9 protein-coding genes and 1 riboswitch are annotated in these 12,004 nt (G+C 35.1%); of the genes, 2 read left to right on the top strand and 7 right to left on the bottom strand.

What is annotated here, in order from left to right; translation table 11 throughout:
• Nucleotides 1–26: 26 nt before the first annotated feature.
• A complete protein-coding gene (locus KQI69_RS03915) occupies nucleotides 27–371 on the bottom strand; it encodes a type II toxin-antitoxin system Phd/YefM family antitoxin (RefSeq protein ID WP_216563991.1) in 345 nt (114 codons plus the stop codon).
• Nucleotides 372–1,095: 724 nt separating this feature from the next.
• Here KQI69_RS03915 and KQI69_RS03910 point away from each other — a divergent pair.
• On the top strand, nucleotides 1,096–1,674 hold the full coding sequence (locus tag KQI69_RS03910) for an RNA polymerase sigma factor (protein ID WP_253288990.1): 579 nt from the start codon (nucleotides 1,096–1,098) through the stop codon (nucleotides 1,672–1,674).
• Complete coding sequence (locus KQI69_RS03905; RefSeq protein WP_216563990.1) at nucleotides 1,667–3,109, top strand: hypothetical protein; 1,443 nt, start codon at nucleotides 1,667–1,669, stop codon at nucleotides 3,107–3,109. Before KQI69_RS03910 ends, KQI69_RS03905 begins: the two co-directional genes overlap by 8 nt.
• Before the next feature lie 78 nt (nucleotides 3,110–3,187).
• Here the strand turns inward: KQI69_RS03905 and KQI69_RS03900 are convergent, their stop codons facing one another.
• The 6 genes from KQI69_RS03900 to KQI69_RS03875 all read right to left on the bottom strand — a co-directional run bounded on the left by KQI69_RS03900 (nucleotide 3,188) and on the right by KQI69_RS03875 (nucleotide 11,916).
• Complete coding sequence (locus KQI69_RS03900; RefSeq protein ID WP_216563988.1) at nucleotides 3,188–4,996, bottom strand: DUF4430 domain-containing protein; 1,809 nt, start codon at nucleotides 4,994–4,996, stop codon at nucleotides 3,188–3,190.
• A 27-nt stretch (nucleotides 4,997–5,023) separates the two neighbouring features.
• A complete protein-coding gene (locus KQI69_RS03895; RefSeq protein WP_216563986.1) occupies nucleotides 5,024–6,106 on the bottom strand; it encodes an ECF transporter S component in 1,083 nt (360 codons plus the stop codon).
• Nucleotides 6,096–7,949, bottom strand: coding sequence for an ABC transporter ATP-binding protein (locus tag KQI69_RS03890; RefSeq protein WP_216563984.1), 1,854 nt, complete (start codon nucleotides 7,947–7,949; stop codon nucleotides 6,096–6,098). The genes KQI69_RS03895 and KQI69_RS03890 overlap by 11 nt, the downstream gene beginning before the upstream one ends.
• A 175-nt stretch (nucleotides 7,950–8,124) precedes the next feature.
• Nucleotides 8,125–8,964: an energy-coupling factor transporter transmembrane component T gene (locus tag KQI69_RS03885; protein ID WP_216563982.1), complete on the bottom strand. Its 840-nt coding sequence runs from the start codon at nucleotides 8,962–8,964 to the stop codon at nucleotides 8,125–8,127.
• A gap of 68 nt (nucleotides 8,965–9,032) precedes the next feature.
• Nucleotides 9,033–10,007, bottom strand: coding sequence for a DUF4430 domain-containing protein (locus KQI69_RS03880; RefSeq protein WP_216563980.1), 975 nt, complete (start codon nucleotides 10,005–10,007; stop codon nucleotides 9,033–9,035).
• Nucleotides 10,008–10,255: 248 nt separating this feature from the next.
• A riboswitch (cobalamin riboswitch) is annotated at nucleotides 10,256–10,530 on the bottom strand.
• Nucleotides 10,531–10,620: 90 nt separating this feature from the next.
• A complete protein-coding gene (locus KQI69_RS03875; RefSeq protein ID WP_216563979.1) occupies nucleotides 10,621–11,916 on the bottom strand; it encodes a sensor histidine kinase in 1,296 nt (431 codons plus the stop codon).
• Nucleotides 11,917–12,004: the final 88 nt, after the last annotated feature.

The following is a 12,004-nucleotide window of genomic DNA, read 5'->3' as shown; positions in this document are numbered from 1 at the left end:
TATTTTATTAAATTATTTTAATTATATTAAACAATATTTATTTTAATGTTGGTTATATCTACATCCTCCGCATCCAAAAGTTCATCTTCACTTATCCCAAGCTCATTAATTACAGTATTAAGTGAAACCGTTTTATTGTCCCCATTAGTCTCCAACCGCCTGTTAGCTTCCAATAAAAGATAATAATCTTCTTCTATTTCTGTTAATCTTGCATATTCCTCAGGTGATAATATAATCGCCGATGGCTGATTATTTTTTAAAACTATCAGTTCATTTTCAGAATGTAATCTGTCAAATATCTTAGACGCCTGACCTTTATTAAACTGCGAAATAGGAACAAGACTTTGTAATATATCTGCTGCAATCGCCATAATAAACCTCATTTCTGCACACATTTTTTACATATTATGAAATATAATATATTTCCTACTTAAGATTTGTGTCAGGTGTGCAAAACACAAATCATGATGAAAAACTTTTAATCTTTACACTAAACACTTTCGTTACTTTATTCTACTTATATTATATTCAGATTTGTAAAAAAATTCAATAATAATTACTTTTAATTTTCTATTATATTTTAATTACTATTTAATGTTATATTTTAACACTATCAAGAAAGTCCCCCACTTCTATTACATAAAGCAATATGTAGCAGGTAACGACTTGCTTGTATCATGTGGTACAAGCCCATTCTGATATGCTGCGATAGCATCTAATAGTGTTATAAGCAAGCAACGAAGCGGATTGCAAATATCCTTGACTTTATACTTAATATCTCACTTTAATTTCCACATATTTCAATTTATCCTGTGAGATTTTCTCATAAAACCGTAGATTATAAATGACAGATAAAATACTTAAATGAATTGACCGATTTGTTTGGCAGATGATGCTTCTTTACAGAAAGTCAACAGGATTGACATACGAAAATGCATAGCAAACCTAAATTTTTCTAAGTATCTAATATCTGTCATAAAGAAATGACGTCTTTTCTAAAAAATATTCTGCCGGTATAATACAACAGAATGTTTTGCACATTTAATGATGCACTAATAACTATGTGCCAATTACGACACAGAAACGAGGTTTACGATGCCAAATGAATACAATGATATTTCCGACAGGGAAATAATATCATTATTTAATGAGCGTTCCGAACAGGCAATAAGCAAGACAAGTGATAAATACAAAAATCTCTGCTTTAAGATTGCAGATAACATACTAAACGACAAACGGGACAGTGAGGAGTGTGTTTCCGACACATGGCTGGCTCTCTGGAACAATATTCCGCCTAAGTCACCAAATCCTCTTAAAGCCTACATATGCCGTATTGTCAAAAATCTTTCCCTTAAACGCTATGAATACAATTCGGCGGGTAAGAGGAAAAGCGAATATGAGGTATCACTTGACGAACTTAACGATTGTCTTGACAAAAATAATGATACTTTAAAACAGATAGAACAAAAACAACTCACTGAAACCATAAATGTATTTTTGAAAAAGCTGCCTAAAGAAAAACGCATCTTATTTATAAGAAGATACTGGTTTATGGAGTCTGTTAAGGAGCTCGCAAAAGATTATGAAATATCTGAAACAGGGATTTCAATGCGGCTTTCAAGAATACGCAGTGAACTTAAATCTCATTTGATAAAGGAGGGTTATTATGACTGATAAAGATTTATTTAATGCGATAAATGAATGTGATGACGAATTTATTAAAGAAGCGATAAATGAACAGAACAACATTTCCAATAATTTTAATAATAAGCAAAAAGAAATAAATGGTACTACAATAACACCAGATAAAAAGTTCCGCAAACATGACAAGTCTGATAAAACAAACAACAGACCGTCATTTATAAAAAGACGCCTACCACTCACAGGACTTCCGCTTATAAATGCCGCCGCCATCCTCATACTCGTGCTTGCTGTCGGATTTGGTGCTGCTGCCGCAACATCCGGCAAATTTCACAACTGGATTTTTACGGCATTTTCAAAACAGGACATACAAAAAGCCGAGCTTAACACATCTGCACCCGACCAAACTTCTTCTGATAACGGACAGAGTACGGCTTCAAATCCTGATAATAACGTAGACATAAAAGCCGACAAAAATAACCATATATCTCTTGGCAAAAATATCAACCTTGTCGGAGATAAAGAAAGTTTCATATACAAATATCATGAAAAGGGCGATGACGAGATAGTAGACGAGGTATATTCCATTCAGGATAACGGTCTGTCAAAACTTGCGATAAAAACATTTTCAGGTACTTATTATGGAAGCAGCTTTTCTTTTGATTATTCTATTATAAATAAAGAAATATTTGCATTTAACCAGACCGGAACTTTAGATGGCGTAGAATCTGTCATGGACGGCGATACTGTTTATGCCTATTTCTCAAAAGTCAAAGATGATAATACTATCCTAAAAAGCAGTGCTGCAAAGCTGAACCTTAAAACAGGAACAATAGACAAATTTACGGATGATAACAAAATATGCAACACTAAAATGTCTCCAAACGGAAAAATGATATTGTTTAATTACCGTGCTGATGGATATTGGACCGCCTTAGATACATCGACAGGCAAAGAGAGAAAAATCCCCGGCATAGACGGATATAACCATACAAGCCAGATAAAATTTATTGACGATTACCATGTACTGTCACTCTTAGTAATTTGCACTGGAAATAATGCAAAGACATTCAGACAGCAGGTTTACACAAACCTTATAGACCTCACAACCGGAAAGACTCTGCACACTTACAAGGGCTACGGAGAAATAAATGTCTTATGGAATTATAAATATAATGAAAAAAATAACTCACTGAAAATTTACAATATAATAAATAAAAACAGTTTCACAATTCCTGACATGAAACCAGAGGATACAACTATAGCTCATGAAAACGGAAACTATGTACTTTTTGGTGACCTCGAGGAGCCTGACAAATTCTGTCTTTGCAACCTTGACACACATAAATATATAAAATTTACGATACCAAAAGAACTTCGTTCAGATATAGAAATATACCTCTCCGCCGTTAAAAGTAAAATACTCATAACCGACGGAAAGGATGCCTATCTTGTGCAGTGCCCGTAAACATAAAAGGCAGGATTGTTGATGCAATCCTGCCTTTTCATGTTTGATTTATCTTTTATTTTATGATATGTGATGTGATTATTTTACTTTCACATTTTTTACAGTGCTGTATGCTCCTGTTGTCTTGCCTGATACAGCCTGCACTCTTACATAATATTTCTTATTTGATTTAAGTTTCTTGATTGTAAGGCTTGTGCTCTTTGTTGTTTTTGTTGTTACATTCTTCTTGAATTTCTTGTCTGTTGATACCTGTACTTTGTATGATTTTGCATTTTTTACTTTTGCAATTTTTATAGTGAGCTGTTTTTTGCCTGCTGTGAGTTTTGTTATTTTTGCTTTGGCAAGTTTTGTTTCCGTTGTTTTGTTTTCTTCTGTTGGAAGTGTGTATTTTGCGTCATCTGATGCTGTGTAGGCTACTGTTTCTACTTGAAGCATAAGTTCACTTTTTTCTGACGCTCTTATTGCTGCGTTAAGTCCTCTAAGAAGCTGTTCTGGCTGGAATGACATGAGTCCTTCATCTACAGTGTTGTTGTCTGCGTCTACAAATCCAAATGCATCATCATAAAGTGTCACTCCGTTTTTGATGAGGTCTGTTGCGTTTTCTTCTGCTGCCACATCAATGTTAAACAATCCTGCTGTTATCATTATCTGTGCTGTTGTCCACACATTGCTTTCTGAGTATGAATCGCCGTATTTTCCGTCTGCTCCCTGCATATTGTAGATAAGGTTAAGCACCTTATCGCAGGCTTTCTTTACTGCTTCTTTGTCTACACCTGCCTCGCCTTTTGTCTCATATGCATAAAGTGGCTGTATCTGCATTACTGCACTGTCAAGGCTGTTCCACTCAAGTGATGTTTTAATCTGGCTGTCTACATCGGCTGCAGTCTTGTTTACAAGCTCTGCTCTTGTGAGATAGTTATCGCCTGTCTTTAATTCATAGTTCTTTGAATCGATTGCCATAAGTATCATCGTCTCTCTGCTGTAGATGCTTGATGCTTCATAAACGCTCTTATCTGCAAGTTTTTCTATAAGATTAAATCCATTTACATCTGATGCATCTTTTCCAAGTGCTGTTACGCAGAGTGCTATCTTAGCATATGTCTGGCTCGCTGCACCGTCTTTTAAGATGCTTTCCTGTGATACATATTTCTTGTTTGTATCGTCATAGAATTTGCCTGTCGATGTCTTTATTGCTCCAAGCTGTGCTTTTACTTTTGCATAAACTGCATCGTAAAACTTGTCTGCTTTAAAGCCGGCTCTTGCAAGTGAAAATACTGTATAAAGTCCTGATGAATCTTCTATGCCCGGTACATATTTTCCACTCTTAAATGTAGTGTCATAAATCTTCTGTGCAAGTAAATCCTGAGCCTTTTCAGCCTTTTCTGAATATACTGAATATCCTGCCGGATTTTTTGATGCATCATCATTGAAGCAGGCTGCACTTGTGTTATAGTTGTCATAACTGTAGATAAGGCTTATCTTATCATTGTCATTTACTTTCTGACTGCTGATCCCAAGATTTGCATACTGGCCATTTACACAGAAACTCCAATAATACCAGTCATTTCCGACATTGAATGTGTCAAGGTCTGCTATTGAGTCAAGACTATCTCCCCACTCTGATGTTGAAATCTTGTAGTTATCCTTGTATGCTGATTTGTCAAGTGCCACTTTGATAGCATCTTCTGCTACTGAACCCTCATCAAGCTGTACGGCTGTTTTTCCTACTTCTACCGCTGAACCTGACGCATTCTTTCCTTCTGCTGCCACATAGACAACAATCTTTTCCTTTTCTTCTGCATTTGCTTTTACGCTTGTCATTCCAAACGCTGTAGTAAATACCATTACTGCTGATAATGCAATGCTTATCGCTCTTTTGTTCCTCATCTTTTTACCTCCATAAAATATGTTTTTTTACATACGGTATATCCCGTATTTTATCTGAACCCTTTCTATTTTTTTAAGGAATGGTTCTCCTATTAAAAATACACATAACGCCGCTGTTGCCGCGTGCATTATGTCATACGGCACTCCTGTTATATAAAGTGCTTTTAATGCGGCAAGGCTTATTCCTGTACCACCTGTATATGAATTCTGCATTATAAGCGCTGCAAAGTTCATTATGCCGCCATATATTATAAATATTACTAAAAATGTAAACACTGCCATTATTATGCTGTCTGTCCTAAATCTTTTCCGCTGTAAAAGACCACCTGTTATAAGCCCTGCAAGACCGAATATATAAAGCATGATGCCTTTCGTATCTGCCATATCCCTGCCAGTAAACACTATAAAGAGATACCCTGCCGTCTCAAACAATATAACACTCGCAATCAATGTTATAAACGAGCTGTTGTTTTTCATTAGACCAACCTTTTTTTTCTCACACATTATGTCAGATGATAAACTGTTGCCCATGCATTTATCCTCCGACAAAATATCATTATCTGATTTAGTCTGTGCTAAAATCTCACCTTTTTTTAAATCATTCTCTGCTTTTAAGTCATACCTTACAAATGCAACTCCGCTTATAAATCCCATAAGCCCCCATGATGCCATCTGCCACGGTGTCCACGGTCCCTGACCGTCAAAGAAATTACAGATAAATCTTCCAAGTGCTCCCGTAAGAAATCCGGCTTCAGGTCCTAATGCTATCCCTGATAGGACTACCACCGCACTGCCGCCATGAAGCGGAATCGTATGTGCACACAGCAGATTAAATGACACGCAGAACGATATCATCATAGCAAGAAGCACTATCTCCCTTGCCCTTACAGCCTTATATTCAAAACTTACAAAAAACGGCAGCATTACCGCCGCAAGCATAAACATACTTATAAACAGATAATGTTTCTGCCTTAATATATAACTCGATATATAAAGCAAAAGCGGTATCAGAATGATTATCACAAGCCATACGGATATTTTTCTTTTTAATATGTTCTTTTTTATCTTTTCCTCATCATAATTTCTGCGACTTACATATTTATTTTTCAAATAGTTCCACCGCCTGTCTGTAATTTACCGGTAAATATATCCTTTTACTTTCCGGCTGCTGCACATCAGAGAATATCCTGCATATGTCTGTCGTATAAAAATAATTCTGTCTGAAAAATTCTTCGGCTGACTGCATTTTTGTCAGTTCACCATCAAATAAAATTCCACATTCATCTGCGTTTTCAGCACAGAAATCAATGTCATGTGACACGAGCACAACTGCCATTCCTGCTCTTTTCATCTCATCAAACATCATAGCAAGTTTTTTCTTAAATTCCCCGTCAAGTCCCTTCGTCGGCTCATCAAGTAATAAAACAGCAGGCTTTAACAGCAGTACCTTGGCAATGGCAAGCCGCTGCTGCTGTCCGACACTTATGTCAAAAGGATGCGAGTCTTTTTTTTCTGACAGCTCCATTTTTTCAAGCATTTGTTTTATCCTATTATCAACAAACTGCTCATAACTTTCTGAACTTTTTTCTGCTCTATTCTTTTCATAGCCATGCAATATTTTTTTATCAGTTTTCTTTTCATGACTTTCTATCACACTTTCACAGCCTTGGCTTTTATACTCATTCTTAAAAAAATCCTTATGGCTTTTAAACACCTCAAACAGTTCATCATAAACACTTATCTCAGTAAATACGGTCTGCGGATTCTGCGGCAGATATACGATTCTCAAATCTTTTTGATTTTTTATCCTGCCGCCCTTTTTTTTATAAATCCCTGCGAGTATTTTTAAGGCTGTTGTTTTTCCAGAGCCGTTCCCTCCCATAACCGCATATATTTTTCCGCCTGTTATGTCTATTGAGAAGTCTTTTAAAACATCATTTTTTCCATATGAAAAACTTAAATTTTCTGCTGATATCAATATGTCTTTTGTCTTTCTATTTTTTTCTGACTGTTTATGCTCTCTGATAATGTCCCTTTCCGTTTTTGCCTCTGCAATACGCCTATGGTATTTGCCGCCTTCCATTTCTGTTGCAGAATTTTTATTTATGACATCTTCCTCAACAAATATCTCATTTTTTACTTCATCTATCCACAATTTTGCATCTCTTATCGTCAATGGAAGTTTTCCTGTTCTGCCGAATTCACTCCAAAGTTTCATATAGCCCGGAAGTGCTTCATAAACCTTGCTTGATTTTTCTTTCATCTGATGCACTGTCGTTCTTACATCAGCAAATCCGATAAGTTTTGTGTCTTTCATAAGCATAACACGGTCTGCCATATGAATAACCTCGTGCACTCTCTGCTCACATATAAGTATTGTCACACCAAAGTCTCTGTTCAATCTGAGTATGTTCTGCAAAAATCTCTCACTTGCAACAGGATCAAGCTGCGATGTAGGCTCGTCAAGTATCAGCATTTTAGGATGCATTACCATAACGGATGCGAGATTTAATATCTGTTTCTGACCTCCTGATAATTCATCTGTCTTTTTTTCATACCATCCGCTTATCCCAAGATACTCTGACATTTCAGCAATCCTTCTGTGCATTGTCTGTCTGTCAAAAGAAAGACTCTCAAGACCAAAGGCAAGCTCATGCCAGACCTTATCCGTTACTATCTGTCCATCAGGGCTTTGTCCGACATATCCTATCAATGCAGCACTTTCCCTGTCATCCATAAGTTCTATGTCTTTTCCCTCAAAATACATATTTCCACTGCCATTCCCTGTAGGTATCTGATTCTTCTTTGTGTGTCTTAACAATGTAGTCTTTCCACATCCTGATTCTCCGCAAAGCAGAACGAACTCGCCTTTTTTTATCTCAAAGGATATGTCTGTTATCGCATTTTGTGACTGATTTGGGTATCTGAATGAGACATTATCAAATTTAAGCATTTTTACCTCCTTTCTTAGTTTCGCATATATATTTTTCTATAATATTGTAAAAAATGAATACTCCAGTTCTAAAATGAAATTCTCTCGTTGTTCATTCACTCAATAATTTTCAGAATAAAAATAATTGTATGCAAACATGCATCATTTTTACTCTGAAAATTACATTCATTTTATATCATATAAGTGCTGCACACATATATAACCACTGGCATACAACCGCCGATACTGACAACGCATCTGCTTTCCTTATATTTATTTCCGGAAAGTAGTATGTTTCAAATCTTCCTGTGAGCAGTATATATATTATAAATACTGACAGTGCCGTAAATACTGCCATAAATAATATATCCCTCGTTTTTATCCTGAATCTGTGATAACTGCTTCTTCTACCTGTTCCATATCCTCTTGATTCCATTGATACCGAGGTGTCTATTGAGTTTTCAAGACTCCACGATACGAGTATTGACAGCTCTTTTGTGAACTGCTTTGCTTTTGACATAACTCCTGTATCTTGGGTACATAACATCCCAATCTGTGCCTCATGTATCTCCCGCCATCTTTTTACCATCATCGGTATGAACCGCAGTACCATTGATATTACAAGTGATATCTTGGGTGATATTTTTCCTGTTATATATAGTATTTTTTCTGAATCTATCATGCAGCCCGCTGTTATGAACCACAATGACACTGCCATAAGCATTATTGTCATAACTAATCCATATATGATGTTTTCCAGTGTTACCGCCATATCGTTTATATAAAATAAAGGTGTTACTCCATTGTGGTTAAAAAGTGGCAGTATTATCACTGAAAATAATAGTATAGGAACAAACAACATTGCTGTCATTTTTAATACTCCCACACCCTTATGTCTTAATACTCCGAAAAATGCCATAACAAACGACACTGTTATTATCACAGGATTTAAGGTAAACATTGTCATAAAAAGCAGCATTATAAAATAAAACATACTTACCGCCGGATGTAATTCTCTTAACAATCCTTTTTTCACTTTACTGCAACCTCCAAAAAGAAACAAAACTTATCTATCAGGCACATAAAACAAAATGCCTTTTCTCATCAGCTTCCTGCCCGTCCACTGCAAGTGTACATCCATTCTATATTCTCTCCACCTTTTAGCTTATAAGCCGATGCCCCGACATTCGGTGTGACTCCATCCACCTGATAAAGCCATCCGCTCATATCACCTGCCATTTTCTCATACAGATAACCTATTCCTTTTACATACGATGTTTTATATATTGCTGAATATTCTGCATCATATGCAATTTTGTTCCGCTTACATGCGGCTGTCAGTACATCATAAACTGATGCACCTTTTTTTACTTTAAGTTCAACTTTATCAAGCAGTTTCCCGTCTCGTGGCACATATTTTCCTGCATTTTTGTCAAGTTTATCCATATTTGAAAGGAGTATGCTGCAATCTATGGATATGCTGCATTTTATATATTCTGCATTATCGTCAGAGCCATCTGCTGATGTTTTATCTTTATTATCTGGTAGAGGTGTACTTTTCGGTTTAGAAGTATTTGTATTTTCCTGTTTATTGTTATTTTTCTTTTTATTCCCATCCGTCCCATTTTTCGATTTTACATTCTTGTCTGACGGCTTTTTATCATTTTTTGCGGCTGACTTTTCAGTTGACTTACTATTACTCTTTTTATTTTCAGAATCCGTTTTTTTATCACTTTTATTTTTGGATTTCTTCTTTTTATTATCTTTATTATTCTTATTATCCGTTTTTAAACTACTGCTGTTTTTGTCTTTATCACTGCCATTTTGATTTATATCTGGAGTCTTGCTTTGCTGCGGTTTACTCTCTGAAACATCAGTTCCATTCTTGGAAACTTCTGTCCCTGTACCTTTCACTCCGTCCGGATTATTTGTACTCTCAGCAGTTATAGTGATATTTCTTGTATCATTTTCACTTACCCTGTCATGTTTACTTACCGATTCTATATCTAATCCTGAAACTCCGACAGCTACAAGAACTATCAGTATAAACGGAACTAAAAATTTTCTGTAATTTTTCAATACGATTCCTCCATATAAAACTGTCATGCGGATATTCGCAATCCGCTCTGCTACTTGCTCATAACACTATTAACCGCACCATAGGCACTAACAATAACGCAAAAAAATAAAACAGATAAAAAATTTCTTTATAAGAGATTTCCTTATCTGCTTTACCTGTTATATATAATAATACACAAAATTTTATACAGCAAAAAAACACTATCCGCTCTGCCATCTCCCACCGAGATGAACTTTTCAAGTCAAATAGTAGAAATCTCCTTGTCAGCAGGTCTCCTGGCTCGATTTCAACTGATTTTTTACCTTCCCATGAAATAAAAAAATATCTTATCCTTCACAGTGGTTTTAAACAAAGCGTAACTTTGTGTCTGATAAATTTAAATGTTTAGACGCTGTCGTTTTACGCTCTGCATAAAAAATCATCCCTCTTACAGTAGCGGGGGCTGCTGCAGCATCTCACTGCATTCCCTTTTAAGTCTGTCTCTTTAACCCGCCTTAGTCGGCTGGCAAAGTACAGCTCACTGACAATAACATAGACAAGTATAACATAGTTTTTTCTATTTTTATATGTAGTTTTTTACCAAATATTTTTTCAAATCAAAACATATATATGTTATTTTTGTTCGTCAATATACAGTACTATTTTTACACGAAATTCATTATTATCATAATCAATCTTTACTGCTCCATCATATTTTTCGACTGCTTCTTCTACACTTTTTAATCCTATCCCATGCTCTATACTATTACGTTTTAATGTTTTTATCGTACCATCTTTTAATTTTATATGTCCATCATAACTGTTTTTAAGATCAATAAGAATCGTTCCCATCTGATATTTTATTTTGAGGTCTATATACCTGCCTTTATCGAGTTTTTCCACAGCTTCTATCGAATTGTCAATAATATTGCCAAGTATGGTAACCATATCATTCATATCAATATGACATGCATTTGGCAATGTCACATCAGATGTAACCTCTATATTCTTTTCACGCGCTTCACTAAGTTTATAATTTACAATGCTGTCAAGCTGTATATTTCCGCTTGAACTATACATACTTACCTTATTCAACTGGCCGACAAGTTTGGCAATATACTCCTTAACTTTCGTATTATTAGCTTCCTCATCTAACATTGTTTCAAGCACATAGAGATGATTATTGATATCATGTCTGAACTTTCTTATATTATCATTGTTCTTCTGCAATACTTCTGCCTGTTTTGTATAATACATATTTTCTCTCTCAAAAAGCTGTGCCTGAATCATATTTACATAACTTCTCGATACTACATCATACAGATACATTATCAATATAATCATAAATGTAATGCAGACTACTGATACCATTTTTATATTTCTTGGAATATCATCCTGCATAAATAGCAGCATTTCCATGACTAAAAATAATAAATTTAATATAATTATGGCAATATTAAAAGTCACAGGAAGCTGCAATCCTGAATTGATATTTTTAAAACTTGTTATTATAAAATACAGTATAATCTGTAATATGCTAAGGCTTACAAGCTGATATGATTCGGCATAATATCCGTTTACGGTAAGTTTCAGATTACCTCCGCCTGTCACAAAAGAAACCATCAACTCACAGACAAACTCAAACATAAATACCATTATGACCGCTAAAACTATCTTGTTCTTTTTCTTTTCATAGCATCTTGCCATAAGGTATAACTGTACAAATGATACTACGGCATTGAGCACGGGAACAGGCATTTTTATATATTGTATTGTGCATAAAAGATAACAGAATGTAAATGTATATATTGCAGCTTTTCTTGAAACTTTAAGTTTTCCAAGAAAAAACTGCATATATTTTATTATTATATATAAATCTATAAATCCTGTCAAAATATACATCATGACAAAACACACATTATTTTTCATCATCAGCCCTCAATTTCTATAAATTTTTCTAGTGTATTGTATCATTGATATTTCGCTAAATAACTTGTATAAATTTCCATCTGCTGCG

This window comes from Eubacterium sp. MSJ-13 (genome assembly GCF_018918235.1).
Classification (GTDB): domain Bacteria; phylum Bacillota; class Clostridia; order Lachnospirales; family Lachnospiraceae; genus Butyribacter.
This window is presented reverse-complemented; position numbering and strand designations above follow the sequence as displayed.

What these genes read in the sequence shown, in the direction of transcription:
- KQI69_RS03905 (WP_216563990.1), top strand. Translation starts at nt 1,667, where the DNA reads ATGACTGATAAAGATTTATTTAATGCGATAAATGAATGTGATGACGAA.
- KQI69_RS03915 (WP_216563991.1), bottom strand. Translation starts at nt 371, where the DNA reads ATGGCGATTGCAGCAGATATATTACAAAGTCTTGTTCCTATTTCGCAG.
- KQI69_RS03910 (WP_253288990.1), top strand. Translation starts at nt 1,096, where the DNA reads ATGCCAAATGAATACAATGATATTTCCGACAGGGAAATAATATCATTA.
- KQI69_RS03890 (WP_216563984.1), bottom strand. Translation starts at nt 7,949, where the DNA reads ATGCTTAAATTTGATAATGTCTCATTCAGATACCCAAATCAGTCACAA.
- KQI69_RS03875 (WP_216563979.1), bottom strand. Translation starts at nt 11,916, where the DNA reads ATGAAAAATAATGTGTGTTTTGTCATGATGTATATTTTGACAGGATTT.
- KQI69_RS03900 (WP_216563988.1), bottom strand. Translation starts at nt 4,996, where the DNA reads ATGAGGAACAAAAGAGCGATAAGCATTGCATTATCAGCAGTAATGGTA.